Genomic DNA, 23,217 nt, shown 5'->3' with positions numbered 1-23,217 from the left:
AGGAGGACCCACCGGCTGCGCTCAGCCTCCGAGCGAGGACGAGATCGCGTCGTTGTCCGCAGAGCGCTTGGACGCATCCCCGAAGATCTGGTCGCGGAAGTACGCGGTCCAGGGTCCGTTCGCATCGTTGAAGGTGGAGCCGAAGGCGGCCGAGACCGGAGTCTCTCCGACGCTCACGAGCCGAGCGAGCTCGGCGACGTTCGGGTCGGCCGCCGAGTACTCGTTGTCCGCGAGGTCGGTGCGCGCGGGAAGGTTCCCGCCGGCGGCGATGACATCGATCTGCGCCTCGTCGCCGAGAGTCCAGGACAGGAAGTCCCAGGCTGCAGCGGCGTGCTCGCTGGTCGAGGAGATGCTCAGCGTGTCGCCGCCGACGAAGGTCGACTCACCGCCCGCTACTCCGGGAACGGGGGCGATTCCCACCTCGAGCGAGTCGCTCGCGGGGTAGGAGGCGTAGGCGGTGGCACCGAGGATCTGCCAACCGATCTTCCCGGTGCCGAAGGCGGTGCCGAACGTGGCGCCCGTCTCCGTCTGCGCGGCCTGCGGAGCGAGTCCGGCCTCCCAGGCGGCGCGGTACTGGGAGTACACGTCTCCCGCCGTGTCGGAGTCCAGGGTCGCCGAGGTGCCGCCGTCGCCGAGCACGTCCCCGCCGTCGGCCCAGATACTGGGCCAGGTGGTGAACAGCATGCAGCCGCCGCAGTTGCCGCCGAAGTAGAAGCCGTCGGTTCCGTCGCCGAGCGCATCGATCTTCGCCGCGGCGTCGAACCAGCCCTTGAGGTCGGTCGGCGGCGCATCAGGGTCCAGCCCAGCCTGGCGGAAGAGGACCTTGTTGTAGAAGATCGCTGAGAGATCGAGGTCGTGCGGGACGGCGTACTTCTTCCCGTCGGCCGACGTTCCCACCGCCATGTGACCAGGAGCGAGATCTCCAGCGAACGGGAGAGCGTCGATCTCCGCGGTGATGTCGCGGAACAAACCCTTCGCGACGTAGTCGGGCGTGTAGACGACATCGCTCGAGACGATGTCCGGGAGCTGGCCTGCACCCGCGGCGGTCGCCACCTTCTGCTGATAGGCGTCGAAGGGGACGACGGTCAGTTCGACCTGGTTCTCGTGCGTCTCGTTGTACTTGTCGACCAGGGCCTGGGTGAAGTCGCTCGTCGAGGAGCGCGTCCACATCTGGATCGTGGTGCCGTCGTCGACGGCCTCGACGGATCCGCCGGTCGAGGCGGCGGGCCCGCTCTGACAAGCGGTGAGCAGGACCGCGGTGGCGAGCAGGCCGACGCCGAGGGCGGTGGCGCGGCGGAGTGCAGGGGTCAGCACGGGATCTCCTTTGATCGCTGGGCTCAGGGCGGGGTGCCGAAAACGTTGTAGTGAAAGTACGTCCGAGTATCGCTATGGTCAAGAAGCAGTTACGAAAACCAACGAAAAGGATACGGATGATGCGAGTACGCATAGTCGACGTCGCGGCAGACCTCGGCGTCTCGATCTCGACCGTGTCCAAGGCGCTCACCGACAGTCCCGAGATCAGCTCCGAGACGCGGGCCCGCGTGCGAGCTCGGGCCGACGAGCTCGGTTACCGCCCCAACGGCGCCGCGCGACGGCTTCGGACGGGACGAATGCGGGCGATCGGCCTGCTCAGTCACGACAGCATCGGGCGCCAGAGCTTGCCGGTCCTGCTCGGGGCGGAGGAGGCGTTCGGAGTCGACCAGACCGCTGTTCTCCTCAGCGACGGCAGGGGCGATCCGGTCCGGGTGCAGCACCGGGTGCGGGCGTTCCTCGAGCACGGGATCGATGGGATCATCATGCTCGGCGGCAGCACCGACGAGCAGCCCTCTCTCGGAGAGGTCGGCGTGCCGGTGGTCTACGCGTACGGTCAGTCCTCGAGCCCCGAGGACTACTCCGTCGTCCCCGACGAAGCGGAAGGAGCAGCAGCCGCCGTCGAGCTCCTGGTCGGCTTGGGCCGGCGGGCCATCGGCCACATCACTGGTCCGACCTCCTACGCCGCCACCCAGCGACGCGCCGTGGCCGCCCAGAGGGTCCTCGCCTCCTACGGCCTCGCATTCTCCGGCGGCAAGCCGCTCTCCGGCGAATGGACCGAGCACTGGGGACGCGTCGCAGCGGACCTGCTGCTTCGACGAGCCCCCGAGACCGACGCGATCTTCTGCGGAAGCGACGTCATCGCGAGAGGAGTGCTTGACGCCGTCCAACGGCACGGTCGATCGGTCCCGAACGACATCGCCGTCATCGGGTTCGACAACTGGGAGTCCTGGGCGGCGGGCAGCAACCCGAGTCTCACCACGGTCGACATGCATCTCGGAACAGTCGGCCGGCGCGCAGCCGAGGCACTCGTCTCGGCCATCGAGAAGCACCCGAAGTCGGGCGTCCTCCTGACGGAGTGCTCCCTGGTCATCCGGCAGTCGACAGCGTGATCCCCGGCGTGAATGAGGACGCGCGGCAGCGTCCCGGCCGCCGATCGGTCGGCCGAGACGCTGCCGCCGGGGCTCAGCCCACCTGGGTGAGCGATGCACCCTCGCGGAAGCGGCGCACGCCCTCAGCACCCTCGACGACCGCGGCGGTGAGCTCCTCGACGGAGGTGTCCTCCTTGCGGACGTCGAGGATCTTGCGGCCGTGGTTCATCACGATGTGCCGGTCGCAGACCTGGTAGGCGTGGTGCAGGTTGTGGGTGACGAGGATGGAGCTCACGCCCTCCGTCTTGAGCTGGCGCAGGTAGTTCAGCAGCGCCTCCGTCGCCCGGACCGCGAGGGCCGAGGTCGGCTCGTCGAGGATGAGCAGGCTCCGCTTGAAGTGCACGGCCCGGGCGATGGCGACGGCCTGAGCCTGACCGCCGGAGAGCGAGGCGACGAGCTGACGTGAGCTCTTGATGCCCTCGATGGTGACGACCGTGTCGAGGATCTCGGTCGCGATCGCGTCCATCTCCTTCATCTTCATGAAGCCGAGGCGGTTGGTGATCTCGCGTCCCATGAAGATGTTGCGGCTGATCGACATCGTCGGCACGAGGGCCGAGTCCTGGAAGATCGTCTCCACGCCCAGCTCCTCGGTGACCGAGCGGTCGACCTTGGATTGCAGTGTCCCGTCCCAGGAGTAGTCGCCGGAGGTCATCGGGACGACTCCGGAGAGGATCTTCACCAGGGTGGACTTGCCGGCGCCGTTGTCGCCGAGCAGGCCCACCACCTCGCTCTTGCCGATGTCGAAGGAGACGTCGTTCAGGACGGTGTTCTGCCCGTACTTCTTGGTGATGCCCTCGACGCGCAGGAGGTAGTCGTCGATGTGCCCGGCGTTCGCCGCCTCGGTGAGGATCCCGGCGGTGGAGGCCTCGGTCATGACGCCTTTCCTTCCATGAGCTTGTTGAAGACGGCGGCCACGACGATGAGCAGGCCCACGAAGAGCTGCACGTAGAAGCCGGGGGCTTTGGCGAGGATGAGGCCGTTCTGGATGAGCTGGATGAGCGCGGCGCCGACGATCATGCCGGTGATGGAGCCGCGGCCGCCGTTGAGCGAGCAGCCGCCGACGACGGCGCCGGCGATCGCCAGCAGCGTGTAGTCCTGGGTCGTTCCGGGCTGCATCGCGCTGGTGCGGACGGAGATGAGGATGGCGGCGATGCCGACCATGAGGCCGAGCAGCGCGAAGGCGAGCAGCTTGACCCTGACCGGGTTGATCGAGATGGCCTTCGCCGCGGCAGCGTTCCCGCCGACGGCGAAGAGGTGGTTGCCGACCTTGTGGCGGTGCAGGAACACCCAGGCGACGACGCCGATGAGGATCATCCAGATCAGCTGCGAGCGGAAGAAGCCGAAGTCGCCGGCGAACAGGGTCTTCAGGCCGTCGTCGGAGGCGAGCACCGCCGGGGCGGTGCCGTTGACGAAGTAGCTGGCTCCGAGCCAGAAGAAGCCGAGCCCGAGGGTGGCGATGAAAGAGGGGATCTTCGTCGCGATGACGACCACGCCGTTGATCAGGGCGATGCTGACCGCGGCGGCGATCCCGACGAGGGCGCCGACGGGCCAGCCCGCCGATTCGGTGACGCGGATGAAGACGATGGCGGAGAAGCCGATGTTCGCGCCGAGCGAGAGGTCGAACTCGTCGGTGATCATCAGGATGCCGGCGCCGATCGAGAGGATCGCGTACACGGGGATCGACTGCGAGATCACGCCCGACAGGTTGCTCTCGGAGAGGAACGGGAAGGCGGTCGGGGCGATGAGGCTGGTGATCGAGAAGGCGAGGAAGACGGCAGCGGTGATGATGCCGATCTCGAGGGCGCCGCGGCCGCGCGTGTATCGGAGGTTCTCGCGGAACCGGTCGCCGCGGGTGACGGCGACGTTGTCGGCGAGGCGGCGGCCGGGCTGGGGCTGGTGGATGCCCTGGGTCGCGAGCGGTGCGACGAGGACGGGTTCGGGCGTGGACGGAGGTCTGACGGAGGAGGTCACGTGACTCGGCTCTCTGCGGGCGCGGGTGGGAGAAGAGGGAGGGGCGCCGCCGCGGGAGGGGGCCCGCGGCGGCAGCGGCATCAGTAGCGGATGCCCTGGAGGTCCTTCGCCTCGAGCAGGTCGACGTTGTCCTTCGTGATCAGACCGAGGCCGCCGGAGTTGATGTTGGCGGGGGAGAGGCCGAAGTCGAGGTTGAGGACGCCCTGCATCGCCGACTGGTAGCCCTGCACGTAGCCCTGCTGGTCGGCGGTCGCGAGGATGCGGCCGGACTTGATGCCGTCGACGACCTGAGTGGAGGTGTCGAAGCCGATGATCGGGATCGTGACGCCGGCGGCGTCCTCGGCGGCGACGGCGTTGCGGTGCGGGGTGCCGCCCAGCGGGACGACGGCCTTCGCGTTCGGGTGGGCGGTGAGCCAGGAGGTCATCGCGTCGAGGGCGTCGGCGTCGGTGCCGGTGGTGCGCAGGTACTCGCCCTGCACGTCGATGCCCGCTTCGTCGAGGGCGTCCTGGACGCCGCCGCCGCGCTGGATCGCGTAGTTCTGGTCGGGCTCCTCCGCGGCGAAGAGCACCTCGTCGCCGGCCTTGAGATCGACCTGGTCGATCAGGGCGTTCCCGACGATCGTGCCGACCTCGCGGAAGTCCTGGCCGACGAAGCCGGTGACGCAGTCGCTGGCAGAGTCGGGGGCGGGGACGTTGTAGGCGATGACCGTGATGCCGGCGTCGTGGGCGTCGCAGGCGACCTGGACCCACTTCTCGCCCTCGTTGAAGGGCATGAGGATCAGGGAGGGCTTGGTCGCGATCGCGGTGTTGACGAGGTCGACCATCTTGTCCGGGTCGCCATCGGCGGTCTGCGAGGTGAGGTCGAGGCCGCCGAGCTGCGCGGCGTCGGTCGCACCCTTCTCGATCTGAGCCCAGAAGACGTCGCTCGCGGGGTTGTAGTAGGTGAAGAAGTAGGCGTTGCGGTTCTCCGCCCGGCTGCCGAGTCCGTCCGAGAGTCCGCCCGCGGAATCCGTGGTGGCCGCTCCGCCGCCGGTGCAGGCGGTGAGGAGGAGGGCTGCAGAGGCGGTGAGCGCGAGTGCGCCGGTGATCCGCGTCGTTGTCGAGAGTGTCACTTCGTCGTGTCCCTTCGGGTTCACCGAGCGGATCGCGTCCGCTCGGTGGTGGCGTCGTCGCCGGAGCCAAAAGTAGGACCGACGCGGTCATGCGTCAACAGATTGTCCGGACATTTGCTCGTCGTGACAGAATCGTCTCCAAGCAGACCTTCTCGGATGACCTGAGACCCCTTACCTGTCCGGTGAAGAGGACAGGTGACCGAAGAGGGGGACGTCGACCGCCCCGGCGGCGAGAGCGCGGGTCCGGGCGAGCCTCACCCGCGATGCCACCCACCACGTCCTCGAGAATCCGATCGTCTCGCCGGTCGACGCGAGGCTGCTCCGGGCGGTGATGACGATCAGCTGCGCGAGCACCGGCGCGTGGAGCGCGGCGGCCTGCTCCTGCGACGCCTCCTCGAGATCGAGGACGCCGTACTCCAGAACGCGCTCGTCCTCCCCGATCGGGAGGACGGCACCCCGATCGGTGATCCACGCGTCGGTCATGCCGACGGGTGCGCCGTCGACCGAATGCAGCCGGCGGACCATGGGTCGCGCTGCACGCGCAGCCGCGGGGTCGAGGAGCGCGACGGAGGTGGGGGGCGCACCTTCCGGGCTCGGTCCGGACGCGTTCTCGGTCCGCGCCACGCGGCCGGCCGCGAGGACCTGCTCTCGCCAGGGCAGGGAGAGGTCCAGGTGCACCCGCGTATCCCGCCGCGTTCCGGCGTACGTCCCGGAGCCGGGCTTGGTGATCACTCGATCCTGGGCGACGAGCTCCGCGATCGCCCGCCGCACGGTGATGCGACTCACCTCGTACTGCGCGACCAGCGCAGACTCCGCGGGCAGCGGGGTCCCCGGCGGGAACTCGCCGGTGTCGAGCCGTCGGCGCAGGTCGCGCAGAACCTGACCCCAGGCAGTGAGTGCAGAGCCTCGCTCGACCGGAACGACCGGTGCCATCAGAACCGCGAGTGCGCCGTCACGAGCCGACGGGAGCGGAGCGGGGCACCGCCAGCTCGCCGGTGAGGTACTGCGCCGCACCGAAGCCGAAGGACCAGTCCTGCGGGCCGTTCTCGACGTAGCCGATGAACACGTTGCTGCCAGCGACGCCCACCCCGGCGAGACGCTCGGCGATCCGCGCATAGAGGGCCTGCTTGATCTCATCCGAGCGACCGCGCTGGGTGAAGACGTGGACGACGACGACGTCGTCCGCCTCCCGCTCGAAGCCGAGCCCGGCGTCCTCGGCGATGATCTCGCCCGCGTCGTGCTGGGTGACGATCTGGAACCGGTCGCGCGGCGGGATGCCGTAGACCTCGACGATCGCGGTGTGGATCGCGTCGGCGAGGGCGCGGACACCCTCGGGGGTGCGGCCGCGGGTGAGGTCGATGCGCACGAGAGGCATAGGGGCTCCTTTTGGTAAGAATGTCCTTACATGTTATCGCACCTCGCGAAACAAGAACAGCGCGAGCAAGGGGAGAGTCCCCCTTGCTCGCGCTGACCGTGGTGACGGGAGCCGCGCGCTCGGCCCAGTGGCATCAGCTCCGAGCGGCGGAGATCAGCTCGGAGATCCGTGCCAGTTGCGCCCGCGACGTCTCCTCGGCCGTCTCGTCCTCGGCGAAGACGTTCGAGACCAGGATCGACTCCTCGCGATCGAGGAAGCCGTTCGCCGCCAGGGCGGAGAAGAGCTGCGTCCAGTCGACGTCGCCGTCGCCGATCGCGAGGTGCTGATGGATCCGGGCGGCGTTGCCGGGCGGGTTGGAGATGTACCGCAGGCCGTGCGAGCGGTGGTGGTCGAAGGTGTCGGCCGCGAAGACCGCGCCCAGCCGGTCGCCCGCCGCCGCCACGATCCCCTCGGCGTCGCCGCCCGGGCCGCCCAGGTGGAAGCTGTGCGCGCCGACGTAGACGAAGCCGATCGCGGGGGAGTTCACCCCGCGCAGCACCCGCAGAGCCTCCCGGCCCTCCTCGACGAAGTCGTCCGGGTGCGGATCGAAGTTCATCCGCACACCCTCGCGCTCGAGTATCGGCACGAGCTCCTCCATCGAGCGGTGGAAGGAGTTCTCGGAGTCCTCCTGCGCCTCGGGCCGGCCGCTGAACTCGGTGTTGATCACCGGCACCCCCAGCTCGACCGCGATCTCGATCACGCGCTTGGCGTGACTCACCGCGTGCTGGCGCAGCGACTCGTCGGGGGAGGACCAGCGCAGCACCGGCTGCAGCGCGCAGATGCCGATGCCGGCGTCCGACACCGCCTTCTTCAGGGCGCCGACCAGCTCGTCGTCGGCGCGGGCGCGCCGGTGGAACGGGATGAAGTCGGGATGCGGGGTGAGCTGCAGCCACTCATAGCCGAGGTCGGCGACGAGCCGCGGGAACTCGAGCAGCTCGTGCGTGCTGTGGAAGGGGGTGGGGTCGAGGGCGATCTTCACCATGGTCCGATCCTCAGGCGTAGAAGGCGGGCTGGGCGATGTACTCGACGGACTCGAGCGTGCCGTTCGTGATCGCGCGGACGCCGGCCTCGGCGGCGACCGTGGCGAGGTAGCCCTCCCAGGCGGAGGGTCCGCCGATGCGTCCCGCCCGCGCGGCGTCGACCCAGGCCTGGAACTCCGCGTCGTAGGCGGCGCTGAAGCGCTCCTTGAACGACGGGTTCTCGGCCTGCGAGATCGTGCCGGCGAAGCGGCGGACCAGTCCGCGGGTGGCGCCGATGTTCGCGATGCCCTGCTCGAAGACCGCCTCGGTGGTCACCTCGTAGCCGAAGCGCACGTTCACGTTCATCTCGACGTCCGCGAGGATCCCGGACTCGGTGTAGAGCAGTGCGAGGATCGGGTCGTTGAAGCCCTCGGCGTTCAGCGAGTTGCGCTTGAGGTTCTTCACCTCGATGCCGACGATCTTCTCTCCGGTGAGGAAGTTGACGATGTCGATCTCGTGGACGACGGAGTCGCTGATCAGCATCGTGTTCCGGTAGCTGTCCGGGACGGCCGCGTTGCGGTGGCGGTGGTGCGTGCCGAGCAGCGCGCCCAGCTCGCCGCCGCGGATCAGCTCCTGCAGCTGGATGTACTCGTCGTCGAAGCGGCGCATGAAGCCGACCTGGATGTGCGGGCGGTCGAGCTTCTGCTCGGCCTCGAGGATGCGCAGGGCGTCCTCGGAGTCCTCGGTCAGCGGCTTCTCGCAGAGGATCGCGAGCTTCGCCTCGAGCGCCGGCAGCAGCACCGGCACGTGGTACGGACCGGGGGTGGCGATCACGACGGCGTCGATGAGGTCGCGGTCGATGGCCTCCTCGATCGTGGCGACGCCGACCGAGCCGGGCGCGAGGGCGGCCGCGGCCTGGGCCCGCTCCTCGAACGGCTCGACGATCGCGGTGACGGTCGCGTTCGAGATCTTCTGGGTGATGCGGCGGACGTGGTCCGCGCCCATCATGCCGGCGCCGACGACGGCGACGCGGAGGTCGCTGGTGATCGCGGGAGCGGCGGTGGCGGAGGTGTCGGTGAGGGTCATGGTCTGGTTCTCCTTGGGAACGGGGGATGCCGGCGTCAGCGGACGCGGGCCATCGCGGTGCAGCCGAAGATGTGGCGGAAGGTGCGCTCGGCGATCGGGCCGGGCAGGTCGATGTCCACGCCGAACATGTCCTGCTCGACGATCGCGAAGATCTCGGGGTCGATCTTCGCGACCGCCTCGATGATCGGCGCGAAGGCGGGCACGCCGTGCGGCGGCTCCGTCATGACTCCCTGCGCCACGGCCGTGGCGAACGGGGTGTCGTTCTTGAGCGCCGCGGCGAGGATGTCGGGCTCGACCTGCTTGAGGTGCAGGTAGCCGATCCGCTCCGGGAACTCTTCGATCAGCTTCACGTTGTCGCCGAGGTAGTAGGCGAAGTGGCCGGTGTCGAGGCAGAGGTTCGTGTACGCCGCATCGGTCTCGGCGAGGAAGCGCTCGACCTCGCGGTAGGTGCCCACGTGGCTATCGGCGTGCGAGTGGAACTGCTGCTTCATCCCGAACTCCTCGAGCAGCGCCTTGCCGAGCTGGTCGTGGCCCTTCGCCAGCTTCGCCCACTGCTCGTCGTCGAGTGTGCGCGACTCGAGGACCTCGGTCGTCGCGTCGGACCGCCAGAGGTCCGGGATCACGACGAGGTGCTCGGCACCCAGCTTCGAGGCCAGGCCGGCGACGTCGAGCGCCTGGTCCCAGGCACGCTTCCACTGGTCCTCGCCCTTGTGGAATCCCGTGAAGACCGTCCCCGCCGAGAGCTTGAGCCCGCGCGAGCCGAGCTCGTCCTGCAGCTCGTGCGGATCGGTCGGCAGGTAGCCGAACGGACCGAGCTCGATCCATTCGTAGCCCGCCGCCACGACCTCGTCGAGGAAGCGGCGCCAGGGGATCTGGCCCGGGTGATCGGGGAACCACACGCCCCAGGAGTCGGGGGCGGTGCCGATGCGGAGACCCTGCGCGGATCCGGGGGTGGTCGAGTCGGTGCTCATGGAACGACGGTGTCCTTCTGGTCGGTTCTGGTAGGGCGGAAGTGGTCGGCTCAGCCGAGCAGGGGGCGCTGGAGTCGGCGCTGCTCGACGTACTCGGCGCGGGCGCTGATCGTCGCGTCGAGGGTCGCGACCTCCGAGACGGGGACGTCCCACCAGCCCTCGCCGTCGGGAGCGTAGAGCAGCGGGTCGCTGTGGATGTGGATCAGCGTGGTGGTGTCGGACGCCTTCGCGGCCGTGACCGCCGCGCGCAGGTCGGCGATCGCGTCCGGTCCGGGCTGGACCTCGATCGTGTCGACGCCGTAGCTGCGCGCGTTGGCGGCGAGGTCGACCGGGAGGACGTCGTTCCCCTGGAACAGTCCGCGCTCGTCCTTGTAGCGGTACCAGGTGCCGAAGCGCTCGGAGCCGACGGTCTCGGAGAGGTGCCCGATCGAGGCGTAGCCGTGGTTCTGGATCAGCACCACGATGATCTTCAGCCCCTCGGCCACCGCGGTGACCAGCTCGGTGTGCAGCATCAGGTAGGAGCCGTCGCCGACCATCACGATGGCGTCGCGGTCAGGAGCGGCGCGGCGCACGCCGAGTCCGCCGGCGATCTCGTAGCCCATGCAGGAGAAGGCGTACTCGACGTGGTAGCCGAGGCTGTCGCGCACCCGCCACAGCTTGTGCAGGTCACCGGGCAGCGAGCCGGCGGCCTGGATGACGACGTCGCGCGGGTCGCTGGCCGACTGCACGGCGTGGATGATCTCGGTCTGGCCGGGCAGGTCGAGACCGGAGGGCTCGAAGGCGCGGTCGACCGCGGTGTCCCAGGTGCGCTTCTCCGCGGCCGCCGTGCCGGCCCAGTCCTCGCCGACCTGCCAGCCCTCGAGCGCCGGGAGCAGCGCCTCGAGCGCCTCGCGGGCGTCGGCGATGACGGGCAGCTGCGAGCCGTGCTTGTAGGCGTCGAACGAGGCGACGTTGATGTTCACGAACGTGACATCCGGGTTCTGGAACGCGGTGCGGCTCGCGGTGGTGAAGTCGGAGTAGCGGGTGCCGATCCCGATGACGACGTCCGCCTCGGCCGCGAGGCGGTTGGCGGCGGTGGTGCCGGTCGCGCCGATGCCGCCGAGGTACTGCGGGTGGTCCCAGTTCAGGGAGCCGCCGCCGGCCTGCGAGGTGCCGACCGGGATCCCGGTGGCCTCGACGAGCGCGCGGAGGGCGTCCTCGGCGCCGGAGTAGATCACGCCGCCGCCCGCGACGACGATCGGGTTCCGCGCGGAGCGGATCGCCGCGACCGCGCGGGCGAGCGGGCCCTTCTCGGGGAGGGGCCGGCGCACGTGCCACTCGCGCGGCGCGAGGAACTCCTCGGGCACGTCGAGCGTCTCGGCCTGGACGTCCTCGGGGAGCGCGATCGTGACTGCGCCGGTCTCGGCCGGGTCGGTCAGCACGCGCATCGCGGCGAGGGCGATCGAGAACAGCTTCTCGGGGCGGTCGACCCGGTCGAAGAACCGCGAGAGCGGGCGGAACGCGTCGGTGACCTGGACGCTCGTGTCGTGCGGCAGCTCGATCTGCTGCAGCACCGGATCCGCGACCCGGGTGGCGAAGGTGTCGCTGGGCAGCAGCAGCGCGGGGAGGCGATTCGTGGTGGCGAGCGCGGCTCCCGTCAGCATGTTGGCGGCGCCCGGTCCGACGGACGCCGCGCTGGCGAAGGTGGAGCGCCGGCGGCGCATCCGCGCCCAGCCGACGGACTGGTGCACCATCGCCTGCTCGTTGCGGGCCTGGTGATAGGGCATCGCACCCGGCTGCTCGACCTCGAACTGCTTCAGCGCCTGGCCGATCCCGGCGACGTTGCCGTGGCCGAAGATGCCGAAGGTCCCGGCGATGGTGCGCTCGCGGTGCTCGCCGTCGACGGTCCACTGATTCGCGAGGAACTCGATCAGGGCCTGGCTGACGGTCATCCGCCTGGTGGTGCTCATGTCGGTGCTGTCCTTCTTCGTCGGAGGTCCGCGTCAGCGGGAGGTGTCGGGGCCGTAGGGGAGCCGGGGATCGATGTCCTGACCGTCCCAGGTCGCTCGGATCCAGCCGTGCGCCGGGTCGTCGGAGATGTTCCAGACCCGGTCGGGGTCGGGTCCGGCCATCACGTTCAGGTAGTAGAGGTCGTAGCCGGGAGCGGCGACGCACGGGCCGTGCCAGCCGTAGGGCAGCAGGGCGATGTCGCCGGTCCGCACCTCGGCCAGGACGTCGATCTCGCCGGCCGGCGACGAGTAGGTGCGGAGGAAGCCGAACGGGTCCGCCTGGGCGGGGGCGTCGAGTCCCTTTGAGACCGCCGTCTCGAAGTAGTAGATCTCCTCGAGCCGCGACTCCTGCCCGGGGATGAGCTCGTCGTGCTTGTGCGGCGGGTAGCTCGACCAGTTCTCGGCCGGAGTGATCACCTCGCAGACGATGAAGCGGCCAGCCGCGAGAACCTGCGGGGTGCCGAAGTTGTGCACCTGCCGGCTGGAGCGGCCGGCGCCCCGCAGCTCGACCGGGACCTCGTCGCGCAGGATGTGGCGGCTCGGGTGCACGTCCTCGGCCGGAGCCTCGGCCACGGCGACGCGCCCCTGCCCCTCGAGCGTCGCGGAGGCGAGGCTCGAGAGGTAGAGGACATCGCTCGGGCCGTCGAAGACCGAAGCCCGACCCTCCAGCAGGGTGGTCTCCGACGGGCCCGAGCTCTGGTGCCGGACCGTGAACGATCCGGACAGGGGGACGACGAGGCGCTCGACGCCCTCGGCGGGCAGCGCGAGCTCGACGCCGGGCGCGAGATCGGCGATCCGGAGGCCGGTGTGCTGCCACCCAGGCACGCTGTCGTCGACGACGGACTCCCATCCGTCGCGCGGAAGAGTCCCCTTCGGGAACACCCACTCGTTCTGCGTGGTCATCTGCGACCTTCCGTCGTCGTGGTGATGTGTGCTGATGGGGTGGGTCTCGATACGCCGCCTGCGGCGGCTACTCGACCCGCATGGGCCGGCGGCCTCTCGGCCGACGGTGGGTGGGTCTCGATACGCCGCCTGCGGCGGCTACTCGACCAGCATGCAAGCGATGCGCCGTTGCGCGGCCGGCATGCAAGCGATGCGCCGTTGCGCGGCCGGCATGCGGAGAGGTGGCCCGATTCCTGCTGATCGAGTAGGACGCGGAGCGTCCGTATCGAGATCCACCCCTCCTGGTGGCGGACCTCAGTTCTGCGGGAAGCCGAGGTTGATGCCGCCGTGGCTCGGGTCCAGCCAGCGCGACGTGATCGCCTTCTGCTGCGTGAAGAAGCGCACGCCCTCCGCGCCGTGGGCCTTGGTGTCGCCGAACAGCGACGACTTCCAGCCGCCGAACGAGAACGTCGCCACGGGCACCGGGATCGGCACGTTGATGCCGATCATCCCGACCTCGACTTCGTTCTGGAAGCGCCGCGCGGCCCCGCCGTCGTTGGTGAAGATCGCGGTCCCGTTGCCGAAGGCGCCGGTGTTGATCAGCTCGACGCCCTCCTCGTACGACTGGACGCGGACGATCGAGAGCACCGGTCCGAAGATCTCCTCGGTGTAGGCGCGGGAGGTGGTGGGGACCTTGTCGAGCAGCGTCGGTCCGAGCCAGAAGCCGTTCTCGTCGCCGTCGACCTCGATCCCGCGGCCGTCGATGACGACCTCGGCGCCGTCCTGCTCGCCGATGGCGATGTAGGAGGCGACCTTGTCGCGGTGCGCCTCGGTGACCAGCGGCCCCATGTCGCAGCCGCGGCGGCCGTCGCCGATCCGCAGCTTCGACGCGCGGTCCTGGATCTTGGTGATGAGCTCGTCGGCGACGGGCTCGACGGCGACGACGACGGAGATGGCCATGCAGCGCTCGCCGGCGGAGCCGAAGCCGGCGTTGATCGCCGAGTCGGCCACGAGGTCGAGGTCGGCGTCCGGCAGGACGAGCATGTGGTTCTTCGCACCGCCGAGGGCCTGCACGCGCTTGCCGTGCTTGGTGCCCGTCTCGTAGACGTACTGCGCGATCGGGGTCGAGCCGACGAACGAGATCGAGCGGACGTCGGGCGAGGTCAGCAGCCCGTCGACGGCCTGCTTGTCGCCGTTGAGCACGGTGAAGACGCCGTCGGGCAGGCCGGCCTCCTTCCACAGCTTCGCGAGCCAGATCGCCGCGGTCGGGTCCTTCTCGCTGGGCTTGAGGATGACCGTGTTGCCGGCCGCGATCGCGATCGGGAAGAACCACATCGGCACCATCGCGGGGAAGTTGAACGGCGAGATGATCCCGACCACGCCGAGCGGCTGCTTCGTCGAGTACACGTCGACGCCGGTCGAGACCTGCTCGGAGTACTCCCCCTTGAGGTGGTGCGCGAGGCCGGTCGCGAACTCCACGACCTCCTGGCCGCGGGTGATCTCGCCGAGCGCGTCCGAGACGACCTTCCCGTGCTCGGACGTGATGATCTCCGCGAGCTCGCCCTTCTTCGCCTCGAGCAGCTCGCGGAACTTGAAGAGGATCTGCTGGCGCTTGGCGAGGGAGAGGTCGCGCCAAGCCGGGAACGCGGCCTTCGCCGAGGCGATCGCCGCGGCGATCTCGGCCTCGTCGGCCAGCGCGACCTCCTTGGTCGCCACACCCAGCGCGGGGTCGAAGACCGGGGCGGTGCGGCCCGAGGTCGAGGGCGACTCGCGTCCGTCGATCCAGTGCGGGACGACGGCGAGCTGGTGGAGGGGAGTGGTTCCGATGGTCTCGGACATGGTTCCTGTTCTCTTCTCGTAAGGGGGCTTGTCAGAGGGGTGGAGTCAGCCGTGCACGAGCGCGGCGGCGGTGTCGACCGCGGCCGCGACGTCGCCGTCGGCCGGGTAGAGGAGGGTGCGCCCGACGACGAGGCCGCGGACGCCGGGCAGCGCGAGAGCCGAGCCCCACGACGCGTAGGTCTCGTCCGGGCTGCCGGTGGGATCGCCGCCGAGAAGGAGGGTCGGCAGGGTGGTGGAGGCCATCACCCGCTCCATCTCGTCGACGACGGGCAGCTTGAGCCACGAGTAGGCGGAGGTGTTCCCGAGGCCGGCCGCGATGGCGATCGACGTGATGACGGCTTCCGGCGAGAGGTCGTTCTTGATCGCGCCGCTCTCCCAGCGGCTGAGGAAGGGCTCGAGCATGATCGGCACCCGAGCCGCGGCAGCGGCGTCGACGGCTCGAGCGGTGGCCTCGATGGTCGAGGCGGTCGCGTAGTCGCCGAGGTTCACGCGGATCAGCAGCTTCGCGAAGTCGATTCCGGAGTCGACGATGCTGGGCACGTCGTAGCCGGTGAAGCGGTCGTCCATCTCGAAGCGGGCACCCTTGAGCCCGCCGCGGTTCATCGAGCCCACGACGATCTTGCCCTCGAGGGCGCCGAGCAGCGCGAGGTCCTCGATGATGTCGGGCGTGCCGAGCACGCCGTCCACCCCGGGCCGCTCGAGAGCGGTGACGAGGCGGGCGAGCAGCTCGTAGCGATCGGCCATGGCGCTCGGATCGTCGCGGACGCCTAGTGCGCCGCGGGCGGGGTGGTCGGCGGCGACGATGAAGAGGCGGCCGTCCTCCGCGAGCAGCGGCCGGCGGGCCCGGTCGCGGACCCGTGTCAGCACCGTCTCCGGAGCGGTGGTGCGGATCTCGCGCAGCGCGTCGAAGTCGAGTGCGGCGAGGGTGTCAGGCAGGGACATTCTGGATCTTCCTCACGATGTCGGTGACCTCGGCGGTGGAGGGCATGGCCGTCGAGCACTCGCGGCGGCTCGCGACGATCGCTCCGGCGACGTTGGCGAACCGGAGCACCTCCTCGAGCGACCAGTCCTGCAGCAGGCCGTAGCAGAGGGCGCCGCCGAAGCTGTCGCCGGCGCCGAGCCCGTTCACCACGTCGACCGGGTAGGGCGGGACCTCGACGGTCTCGTTCCTCGTCTTGGCGAGGACACCGCGCGGGCCCTGCTTCACGATCGCGAGGTCGAGACCGCGATCGAGCAGCGCGTCCGCGGCGCGGTGCGGATCGGTCTCGCCGACCGCGATCTCGCACTCCTCACGGTTTCCGACGGCCACCGTGACGCGCTCGAGAGCACGGGACACCTCGCGACGCGCGACCTCGGGCGACGTCCAGAACATCGGCCGGTAGTCGAGGTCGAGGATCGTGAGCGGGCGGCGGTCGCGCGCCTCCCAGGCCGTGTGGTGAGCGGTGCGGCTCGGGTCCTCCGAGAGGCCGGTGACCGTCGACCAGTAGATGTGCGCCCGGGCGATCGAGTCGAGGTCGAGCTGATTGACCGAGACCATCAGGTCGGGAGCCTTCGGCGCGCGGTAGAAGTAGAGCGGGAAGTCGTCCGGCGGGAAGATCTCGCAGAACGTCACGGGCGTGTTCAGCCCCGGAACCGTCCGGACGAAGCGTGCCGAGGCGCCCAGGCGCTCGAGCTCGCGAGTGACGAAGCGGCCGAAGGGGTCCTCTCCGGTGCGCGTGATGATGGCGGCCTTGAGGCCGTGCTTCGCCGCCGCCACCGTGACGTTGGCGGCGCTCCCGCCGAGGTACTTGCCGAAGGTCTCGACATCCTCGAGACCGAGGCCGTCCTGCAGCGGGTAGATGTCGACGCCGGAGCGCCCGATGGTGATCAGATCGAAGGGCGCGCTCGCAGAGGGCGCCTCGCTGTGCTCGGTCATACTTCGCTGTACAACTTCCTGCCCGGGATCTCCCGTGCGTCTCGTCGTCATCTCCGTCATGGTGACGGTGGGTGGCTCAGCATTGTGCTGACATATGCACGACGTTACTACAAGGTCTGGCTACTGTCACGCCCCGGCTCGGCGACGTGGATCGTGCGTCCGAGACGGTCGCTCTCCCGCGCCGCGTCGAGGACCTCAAGTGTCTCGATCGCCTCGCTCGCCGGCACCGGTTCCGGACCCCTGCCTTCGACCGCCGCCGCGAACCGCCGGTAGAGCTCGGAGTAGTCGCCCTTCGCGGAGGGGACGCGTTCCCGCCCCGCGGCCGTCGACAAGGTCCCCCAGCGCTCCTCGCGCTCATGGCCCCATCCGGCCGGATCGGTGGAAGGGCGCTGTCCCGAGAAGATCGCCTGTGCCTGCACATCGGTTCCGTCTGAGCGGTAGCCGCCGAGCGAGCCGTAGGCGACGAGCTCGCGCTGCTGCAGGTGGTTGAGCTTGCTGGAGGAGATCGTCGAGGTCGCACCGCGCACGTGGTCGATCGTGACGAGGAATCCGGCATCGGTCCGCTCTTCGCCCGTCCCGACGTGGTCGAGTCGGGCGGTCACCCTCGCCGCGGGGCCCAGCAGATGGAGCATCTGGTCGACGACATGACTCCCGAGGTCGCGGAGCATGCCGCCCGCCGGTCCTCGGTCCAGACCTTCTGGGTCGTCGAGGTCGAAGCGGGAGCCCACGCGCCACACCTCGCCGAGGCGGCCCGATTCGAGCACCGCCTGCAGCGTGCGGATGTCGGCATCGAATCGCCGATTGTGGAAGACGTTGAGGATCACACCGGCCTCGGCCGCGGCGGCCGCCAGCGCACGCCCTTCCGGCGCGGTCGGGGCGAAGGGCTTGTCAGCCAGGACGTGGACGCCGGCCGCGACGGCCTCGAGCACCAGTTCGCGCCGCGTCTCGGGCGGCGTGGTGATCGAGACGGCGTCCACCCCCGCGGCCAGCAGCTCGAGCTGACTCGAGAAGACCGGGACGTGCGGCAGTTCCCGCTCCGCCTGTGCGCGACGCTGAGGCGAGCGCGTCACCACCCCGACCAGGTCGATCTCGGGCACGACCTGGAGGAAGGGGGCGTGGAAGAACCGTCCGCCCGTCCCGTAGCCGACCAGTCCTAAGCGCATGATCCCTGCCTTCTCGACGTGCTGCTCCGCTCGTCGTCGACACCATAACAGCATAATGTCTGGACATTAGGTGCTGGAACTGCCTACACTTGCGACACTCGCTCGAGGCGATGTCCCGCGATCGGCTGCGCAACCACCGGCCCCGATGCCGCCGGTCTCGCCTTCGGTCCGACTTCTCAGCAAAGGACGAACAATGTCGTTGTCATCAGCACCCGGCTCCCCCCGCCAGGGCGCCTCCCGCGGCTTTCTCACGCGGCTGACCATCATCTCCACCCTGGGCGGCCTCCTCTTCGGGTACGACACCGGCGTCATCTCCGGTGCCCTGCTCTACATGAAGGACGCGCTCGAGATGAACTCGGTCGAGGAGGCGCTCGTCGTCTCCTCGCTCCTCTTCCCCGGAGCGGCCGGTGGCGCACTGATCGGCGGCCGGCTGGCCGACAAGCTCGGTCGGCGGGGCACTCTCCTCGTCTGCAGCATCCTGTTCCTGATCGGCGCCATCAGCTGTGCGCTCGCTCCCGACGTGCCCCTCATGATCCTGGCCCGCGTGATCCTCGGCCTGGGCGTCGGCGCCGCGGCCGTCACCGTTCCGCTCTACCTGGCGGAGATGGCCCCGGCGAACCGCCGCGGCCGCATGGTCACCATCAACGAGCTGATGATCGTCACCGGCCAGATGGCGGCCTTCGCCATCAACGCCGCTCTCGACGCCCTCATTCAGGACGACAACGTCTGGCGCATCATGCTCGCCGTCGCGTCGATCCCGGCCATCGCGCTGCTCATCGGCATGCTCGTGCTCCCGGAGTCGCCCCGCTGGTTCGCGATCCAGGGTCGACTGAGCGACGCGAAGCGGATCCTCGACCTCAGCCGCGAGCCGGCCGAGTCGACGAAGGAGTACGACGAGATCGCCGAGTCGACCCGCACCGCGAGCACCGAGAAGGGCCGTGCCTTCCGCGATCTCCGCGACAACCGCTGGATGCGCAGACTGCTCTACGTCGGCTGCGGGCTCGCGACGGTGCAGCAGGCGACGGGCATCAACACCGTCAACTACTACGCGCCGACCATCCTCGAGAACAGCGGTCTGGGCGTGAGCGCCTCGCTGGTCGCGACGATCGGTGTCGGCGTGACCTCGGTGGTCACCACGATCCTCGGCATCGTGCTGCTCGGCTTCGTCGGTCGCCGCAAGATGCTCATCATCGGCTTCTCGGGGGTCGTCGGCGCGCAGGCGCTGCTGGCGGTCATCTTCACGCTCCCGCAGTCCGATGGAGTCAGCTACCTGATCCTCGCCGCGATGATGCTCTTCGTCGCCTTCGTCCAGTGCTTCATCGGCACCTGCGTCTGGCTGCTGCTCTCCGAGATCTTCCCGCTCGCGATCCGCGGCTTCGCCATGGGCATCGCCGTCTTCGTCCTCTGGACCGTCAACGCGATCATCTCCTTCGCGTTCCCGATCGTGAACGCGGCCCTCGGTTCGACCGGCACATTCAGCCTGTTCGTGGCGGTGAACCTCATCTCCCTGTTCTTCGTGTTCAAGGCCGTGCCCGAGACCAAGGGCCGCTCGCTCGAGGACATCGAGACGGACTTCCGCACCCAGGCGATCCAGGTCGTCCAGCCCACCGGACGCTGACCTCGGTCATCGCGAGAGAAGGGGCCCGATCCATGGATCGGGCCCCTTCTCTCGTCACGACGCTGAGCCCCTACCGGTCGACGAGCGTCACCTCGAACGAGTACAGGTCGGGGCGGTAGCAGTGCTGCCCGAACTCGACCGCGCGACCGGAGACGTCGAAGGCGGTCCGCGACATCGTCAGGACCGCGGCTCCCTTGCGCAGGTCGAGCAGCTGCGCCTCGGCCGAGGTGGCTCCTCGAGCTCCGATGCGCTGCTTCGCGACACGCATGGTCACTCCTCGAGCCCGCAGCAGCTGATAGAGGCCGTGACTCTCGAGGGCTGGAAGATCGAGGTCGGTGAAGTCGGCCGGGAGGACGTTGTCCAGGATCGCGATCGGCACGCCGTCAGCGGTGCGCAGGCGCTTGAGATGGACGACAGGACTGCCGAGCTCGATGCCCAGCGCTTCCGCAGCCGTCTCGTCCGCGACTCCGACCGAGGAGGTCAGGACCGTCGTCGCCGGCTTCTGCCCGGTGCGCTCCAGATCCTCGTAAAGGCTCGTCAGCTCGACGTTGCGAGTGACCCGCCCGTGCACGACTTGCGTGCCGACGCCGCGACGGCGGACGAGGAGACCCTTGTCGACGAGGTCCTGGATCGCCCGGCGGATCGTCGGCCGGGAGATGCCTAACCGCGCTCCCAGTGCCACCTCGTTCTCGAGGCGCGCCCCTGCAGGCAGCGTCTCATCGAGGATCGCGCTCTCGAGCAGCGTCGCGATCTGGTGGTAGAGCGGCATCGGGCTCGATCGGTCGAGCCGCAGGAACAGCTCCATGGGCAGTGTCTGCTCGGCCTGAGCCATAACGGGTCCCCTCGTGGGCAGCTTGTCCTGTCAATAGTAGTCCTTACACCGAGGACCTTTGTCAGGCACGTTCACAAATGTTCGGACAATCTGACGTCCTGAGGTAAGGTGGATGCGTCCAGCACACGCAGGCGCAGTGCGCCGAACCTTCATCGGAGAAGACCTTGAGCGAGACCGCGACGACGACCACTCTCCCCCTGCGCACCGCCGCGGAGGGCAGCCCGACGAGCCTCTGGAACGACTCGGCCGACCCGATCGAGCTCGCCCGCTCGCTCACCTTCGGCGCGGTCGGCGCGACCTGCAACCCGGTCATCGCCTTCACGACGATCCAGCGCAACCTCGACATCTGGGGCCCGCGCCTCGCCGAGCTCGCCCTCGAGCACCCGACCGCGGGCGAGAGCGAGCTGGGCTGGCTCGCGATCGAGGAGCTCTCGGTGCAGGCCGCCTCGCTCCTGCTGCCCGCCTTCCGCGAGAGCGGCGGGCGCAACGGCCGCCTCTCCGTGCAGACCGATCCGCGCCTGCACCGCGACGTCGACGCGCTGGTGGAGCAGGCGGTCCACTTCTCGAACCTCGCCGAGAACATCATCGTGAAGATCCCGGCGACCGCGAAGGGCATCCAGGCGATCGAGGAGGCCACGTACCGCGGCGTCAGCATCAACGCGACGGTCTCCTTCACCGTCGCGCAGGCCGTGGCCGTCGCCGAGGCCATCGAGCGCGGGCTCGACCGCCGCGCTGCAGATGGGGAGCCGGAGCGCGAGTTCGGCTCGGTCGTCACGATCATGGGCGGCCGTCTCGACGACTGGCTCAAGGCCAGCGTCGCCGCGAACCGCATCCTCGTCGACCCGGGCGTGCTCGAGTGGGCCGGCGTCGCCGCGCTCAAGGAGGCGTACCGGATCTTCCAGGAGCGCGGCTACCGCTCGCGCGTGCTCTCGGCCGCGTTCCGCAACCACCTGCAGTGGTCGGAGCTCGTCGGCGGCGACCTCGTCGTCTCCCCGCCCTTCGAGTGGCAGGTCCTCATCAACGAGAACGAGCTTCCGGTGGATCTGCACCGCATCGACGTGCCGGTCGCGCCCGAGATCCTCGACACCCTCCTCGAGCGCGTGCCCGAGTTCCACCGCGCGTACTTCGAGGACGGCATGACGATCGACGAGTTCGACGACTTCGGCGCCGTGCGGCGGACGCTCCGCCAGTTCCTGGAGGCCAACGCGAAGCTCGACGCGCTCGTGCGCGACGTCCTCCTGCCCGCGATCTGACCCGCCCGTCCCGTGACCCCCGACACCGGCACCGCCGAGCAGGACATCACCTTCCGCTCCCGCCGCTGGGTGCGCCCGGAGGACCTGAACGCGAACGGCAGCCTCTTCGGCGGCAGCCTGCTCCGCTGGATCGACGAGGAGGCCGCGATCTACGCGATCCTCCAGCTCGGCAACCCACGGGCGGTCACGAAGTTCATCTCCGAGATCGACTTCGTGTCCTCCGCGGTCCAGGGCGATCTGATCGAGATGGGACTGCGGGCGACCGGCTTCGGCCGCACCTCGCTCACCATGCGCGCCGAGGTCCGCAACATGGTGACGCGGCGCAGCATCCTCGCGATCGACCGCATCGTCTTCGTCAGCCTCGATGAGGACGGCGCTCCGGAGCCGCACGGCTACAGCACGATCACCTACGACCGCGACCGGCTGCCTCGGCAGGCGGGGGAGGGAGCGGCATGACCGGCTGGCGCGTCCGCGACTATCACGCCGAGGACGTCGACGGGATCCTCCGGCTCTGGGAGCACGTGACGGTCGCCGACGCCGAGCCCGTGTACAACCTCGCGGAGGTGCTCGCCTCCTGCGCGAAGGACCACGCCGTCGTCGCGCTCGAGGGCGACCACGTCGTCGGCGCCGCGGTCGGCCGGGCGGCGCACGCGCAGGGCTGGGTCGTCTTCCTCGCGACCGCTCCGGAGGCCAGGGGTCGGGGGATCGGCTCCTCCCTCCTAGCCGCACTGGAGGCCCGCATGGCGCCGACCGGCGTCTCGAAGCTCTCGGCGCTGATGCCCGCCGCCGAGACCCGTACCGGCGCCTTCCTCCGCCAGGGCTTCGAGCAGAAGCAGAACCTGCACTACTTCGAGCGCCGCATCCCGGTGCAGCGCGAGGAGCTGAAGCTGCTGGCGGAGCTGGGCGGGCGCGTGCTCCCGCGCGGGCTCTGGGAGCAGGTGGGCGGCATGAGCGCCGAGAAGGCCCTGCTCGAGCGCCGGCTCGTCATGCCGCTCGCGCAGCCCGAGCTCGCCGAGCGATTCGGGGTCGCGCCGCCGAGCGCCGTGGTCCTCTTCGGCCCGCCCGGCACCGGCAAGACGACCTTCGCCAAGGCGATCGCGTCGAGGCTCGAGTGGTCGTTCGTCGAGGTCTTCCCCTCCCGGCTCGCCGCCGACCCGAAGGGGCTCGCGGGTGCGCTGCGCGAGACCTTCCTGATGGTCTCCGAGCTCGAGCGCGCCGTCGTCTTCATCGACGAGGTGGAGGAGATCGCCTCGCACCGCCAGGGAGAGCCGCCGTCGCCGACGCAGGGCGTGACCAACGAGCTGCTGAAGATCATCCCGGCGTTCCGCGAGCAGAGCGACCGCCTGCTGATCTGCGCCACGAACTTCATCCGCTCGCTCGACTCGGCCTTCCTCCGCCACGGCCGCTTCGACTACGTGATCCCCATCGGCCTCCCGGACGCGGAGGCGCGCGCCGCGATCTGGGCCCGCTACCTCCCGGCCGGCTCGGTCGGCGTCGACACCGGCAGGCTCGTCGAGCTCACCGACGGCTTCTCCCCGGCCGACATCGAGTACGCGGCCCGCAAGGCGTCGCAGTCCGCCCTCGAGCACGCCGTCTACGCCGGTGCGGACGCCGCCCGCGGCCCGAGCCTCGACGACTACGTCACCGCGATCACCGCGACCCGGGCGACGGTCTCCGCCGAGGTGAACGCCGCGTTCCTCGAGGACATCGACGTGCTCGGCCGGCTCTGAGCACTTTTCTCCCACACCACTC

At 69.6% G+C, this 23,217-nt stretch carries 21 protein-coding genes; 5 read left to right on the top strand and 16 right to left on the bottom strand.

Annotated elements, in window-relative coordinates:
- Positions 1–21: 21 nt before the first annotated feature.
- Positions 22–1,314, bottom strand: a complete 1,293-nt coding sequence (locus tag GSU72_RS09670) for a sugar ABC transporter substrate-binding protein (RefSeq protein WP_208545176.1) — start codon at positions 1,312–1,314, stop codon at positions 22–24.
- A 74-nt stretch (positions 1,315–1,388) separates the two neighbouring features.
- On the opposite strand from GSU72_RS09670, the gene GSU72_RS09665 reads away from it, so the two are divergent.
- Positions 1,389–2,423, top strand: coding sequence for a LacI family DNA-binding transcriptional regulator (locus GSU72_RS09665; RefSeq protein WP_208545175.1), 1,035 nt, complete (start codon positions 1,389–1,391; stop codon positions 2,421–2,423).
- A 73-nt stretch (positions 2,424–2,496) separates the two neighbouring features.
- On the opposite strand, the gene GSU72_RS09660 is transcribed toward GSU72_RS09665, so the two are convergent.
- The 14 genes from GSU72_RS09660 to GSU72_RS09595 all read right to left on the bottom strand — a co-directional run bounded on the left by GSU72_RS09660 (position 2,497) and on the right by GSU72_RS09595 (position 17,762).
- The gene (locus GSU72_RS09660) at positions 2,497–3,336 is read right to left on the bottom strand and encodes an ATP-binding cassette domain-containing protein (RefSeq protein WP_159984822.1); all 840 of its coding nucleotides are present in this window, start codon (positions 3,334–3,336) and stop codon (positions 2,497–2,499) included.
- Positions 3,333–4,433: an ABC transporter permease gene (locus GSU72_RS09655; protein ID WP_159984821.1), complete on the bottom strand. Its 1,101-nt coding sequence runs from the start codon at positions 4,431–4,433 to the stop codon at positions 3,333–3,335. The genes GSU72_RS09660 and GSU72_RS09655 overlap by 4 nt, the downstream gene beginning before the upstream one ends.
- A gap of 80 nt (positions 4,434–4,513) precedes the next feature.
- Positions 4,514–5,545, bottom strand: a complete 1,032-nt coding sequence (locus GSU72_RS09650; protein ID WP_159984820.1) for a substrate-binding domain-containing protein — start codon at positions 5,543–5,545, stop codon at positions 4,514–4,516.
- A gap of 171 nt (positions 5,546–5,716) precedes the next feature.
- Positions 5,717–6,478: a GntR family transcriptional regulator gene (locus GSU72_RS09645; RefSeq protein ID WP_159984819.1), complete on the bottom strand. Its 762-nt coding sequence runs from the start codon at positions 6,476–6,478 to the stop codon at positions 5,717–5,719.
- 19 nt (positions 6,479–6,497) lie between these two features.
- Entirely contained in the window at positions 6,498–6,920 is a 423-nt protein-coding gene (locus tag GSU72_RS09640) for a tautomerase family protein (RefSeq protein ID WP_159984818.1), read from the bottom strand.
- A gap of 133 nt (positions 6,921–7,053) precedes the next feature.
- Positions 7,054–7,938: a sugar phosphate isomerase/epimerase gene (locus tag GSU72_RS09635; protein ID WP_167306123.1), complete on the bottom strand. Its 885-nt coding sequence runs from the start codon at positions 7,936–7,938 to the stop codon at positions 7,054–7,056.
- A gap of 13 nt (positions 7,939–7,951) precedes the next feature.
- Positions 7,952–9,004: a Gfo/Idh/MocA family oxidoreductase gene (locus GSU72_RS09630; RefSeq protein ID WP_244256064.1), complete on the bottom strand. Its 1,053-nt coding sequence runs from the start codon at positions 9,002–9,004 to the stop codon at positions 7,952–7,954.
- Positions 9,005–9,039: 35 nt separating this feature from the next.
- The gene (locus GSU72_RS09625) at positions 9,040–9,975 is read right to left on the bottom strand and encodes a sugar phosphate isomerase/epimerase (RefSeq protein ID WP_159984816.1); all 936 of its coding nucleotides are present in this window, start codon (positions 9,973–9,975) and stop codon (positions 9,040–9,042) included.
- A 50-nt stretch (positions 9,976–10,025) separates the two neighbouring features.
- Positions 10,026–11,924, bottom strand: coding sequence for a 3D-(3,5/4)-trihydroxycyclohexane-1,2-dione acylhydrolase (decyclizing) (iolD, locus tag GSU72_RS09620; protein WP_159984815.1), 1,899 nt, complete (start codon positions 11,922–11,924; stop codon positions 10,026–10,028).
- A gap of 33 nt (positions 11,925–11,957) precedes the next feature.
- Positions 11,958–12,866, bottom strand: a complete 909-nt coding sequence (gene iolB / locus GSU72_RS09615) for a 5-deoxy-glucuronate isomerase (protein ID WP_159984814.1) — start codon at positions 12,864–12,866, stop codon at positions 11,958–11,960.
- 294 nt (positions 12,867–13,160) lie between these two features.
- Entirely contained in the window at positions 13,161–14,684 is a 1,524-nt protein-coding gene (locus GSU72_RS09610; protein WP_159984813.1) for a CoA-acylating methylmalonate-semialdehyde dehydrogenase, read from the bottom strand.
- Between the two features lie 45 nt (positions 14,685–14,729).
- Entirely contained in the window at positions 14,730–15,626 is an 897-nt protein-coding gene (locus tag GSU72_RS09605) for a deoxyribose-phosphate aldolase (RefSeq protein ID WP_208545174.1), read from the bottom strand.
- Entirely contained in the window at positions 15,613–16,599 is a 987-nt protein-coding gene (iolC, locus tag GSU72_RS09600) for a 5-dehydro-2-deoxygluconokinase (protein ID WP_159984812.1), read from the bottom strand. The genes GSU72_RS09605 and iolC overlap by 14 nt, the downstream gene beginning before the upstream one ends.
- 107 nt (positions 16,600–16,706) lie before the next feature.
- Positions 16,707–17,762 carry a Gfo/Idh/MocA family oxidoreductase gene (locus GSU72_RS09595; RefSeq protein ID WP_159986753.1) on the bottom strand — a complete coding sequence of 352 codons (1,056 nt, stop codon included), beginning with the start codon at positions 17,760–17,762 and terminating at the stop codon, positions 16,707–16,709.
- A 193-nt stretch (positions 17,763–17,955) separates the two neighbouring features.
- On the opposite strand from GSU72_RS09595, the gene GSU72_RS09590 reads away from it, so the two are divergent.
- A complete protein-coding gene (locus GSU72_RS09590) occupies positions 17,956–19,380 on the top strand; it encodes a sugar porter family MFS transporter (RefSeq protein ID WP_159984811.1) in 1,425 nt (474 codons plus the stop codon).
- A 70-nt stretch (positions 19,381–19,450) separates the two neighbouring features.
- On the opposite strand, the gene GSU72_RS09585 is transcribed toward GSU72_RS09590, so the two are convergent.
- Positions 19,451–20,212, bottom strand: a complete 762-nt coding sequence (locus tag GSU72_RS09585; RefSeq protein ID WP_159984810.1) for a GntR family transcriptional regulator — start codon at positions 20,210–20,212, stop codon at positions 19,451–19,453.
- Positions 20,213–20,376: 164 nt separating this feature from the next.
- On the opposite strand from GSU72_RS09585, the gene GSU72_RS09580 reads away from it, so the two are divergent.
- The 3 genes from GSU72_RS09580 to GSU72_RS09570 are packed head-to-tail and all read left to right on the top strand — an operon-like array spanning position 20,377 to position 23,195.
- On the top strand, positions 20,377–21,465 hold the full coding sequence (locus tag GSU72_RS09580; protein WP_159984809.1) for a transaldolase family protein: 1,089 nt from the start codon (positions 20,377–20,379) through the stop codon (positions 21,463–21,465).
- Positions 21,466–21,477: 12 nt separating this feature from the next.
- The gene (locus GSU72_RS09575; RefSeq protein ID WP_159984808.1) at positions 21,478–21,921 is read left to right on the top strand and encodes a hotdog domain-containing protein; all 444 of its coding nucleotides are present in this window, start codon (positions 21,478–21,480) and stop codon (positions 21,919–21,921) included.
- A complete protein-coding gene (locus tag GSU72_RS09570) occupies positions 21,918–23,195 on the top strand; it encodes a GNAT family N-acetyltransferase (protein ID WP_159984807.1) in 1,278 nt (425 codons plus the stop codon). The genes GSU72_RS09575 and GSU72_RS09570 overlap by 4 nt, the downstream gene beginning before the upstream one ends.
- The last annotated feature ends 22 nt before the right edge of the window (positions 23,196–23,217 follow it).

This window comes from Rathayibacter sp. VKM Ac-2760, assembly GCF_009834185.1.
Lineage (GTDB): Bacteria > Actinomycetota > Actinomycetes > Actinomycetales > Microbacteriaceae > Rathayibacter.
This window is presented reverse-complemented; position numbering and strand designations above follow the sequence as displayed.

Coding starts and splice junctions, on each gene's coding strand:
- GSU72_RS09665 (WP_208545175.1), top strand. CDS start 1,389: ATGGTCAAGAAGCAGTTACGAAAACCAACGAAAAGGATACGGATGATG.
- GSU72_RS09645 (WP_159984819.1), bottom strand. CDS start 6,478: ATGGCACCGGTCGTTCCGGTCGAGCGAGGCTCTGCACTCACTGCCTGG.
- GSU72_RS09660 (WP_159984822.1), bottom strand. CDS start 3,336: ATGACCGAGGCCTCCACCGCCGGGATCCTCACCGAGGCGGCGAACGCC.
- GSU72_RS09605 (WP_208545174.1), bottom strand. CDS start 15,626: ATGTCCCTGCCTGACACCCTCGCCGCACTCGACTTCGACGCGCTGCGC.
- iolD (WP_159984815.1), bottom strand. CDS start 11,924: ATGAGCACCACCAGGCGGATGACCGTCAGCCAGGCCCTGATCGAGTTC.
- GSU72_RS09585 (WP_159984810.1), bottom strand. CDS start 20,212: ATGGCTCAGGCCGAGCAGACACTGCCCATGGAGCTGTTCCTGCGGCTC.
- GSU72_RS09625 (WP_159984816.1), bottom strand. CDS start 9,975: ATGAGCACCGACTCGACCACCCCCGGATCCGCGCAGGGTCTCCGCATC.
- GSU72_RS09640 (WP_159984818.1), bottom strand. CDS start 6,920: ATGCCTCTCGTGCGCATCGACCTCACCCGCGGCCGCACCCCCGAGGGT.
- GSU72_RS09630 (WP_244256064.1), bottom strand. CDS start 9,004: ATGACCCTCACCGACACCTCCGCCACCGCCGCTCCCGCGATCACCAGC.
- GSU72_RS09595 (WP_159986753.1), bottom strand. CDS start 17,762: ATGCGCTTAGGACTGGTCGGCTACGGGACGGGCGGACGGTTCTTCCAC.
- iolB (WP_159984814.1), bottom strand. CDS start 12,866: ATGACCACGCAGAACGAGTGGGTGTTCCCGAAGGGGACTCTTCCGCGC.
- GSU72_RS09570 (WP_159984807.1), top strand. CDS start 21,918: ATGACCGGCTGGCGCGTCCGCGACTATCACGCCGAGGACGTCGACGGG.
- GSU72_RS09590 (WP_159984811.1), top strand. CDS start 17,956: ATGTCGTTGTCATCAGCACCCGGCTCCCCCCGCCAGGGCGCCTCCCGC.
- GSU72_RS09610 (WP_159984813.1), bottom strand. CDS start 14,684: ATGTCCGAGACCATCGGAACCACTCCCCTCCACCAGCTCGCCGTCGTC.
- iolC (WP_159984812.1), bottom strand. CDS start 16,599: ATGACCGAGCACAGCGAGGCGCCCTCTGCGAGCGCGCCCTTCGATCTG.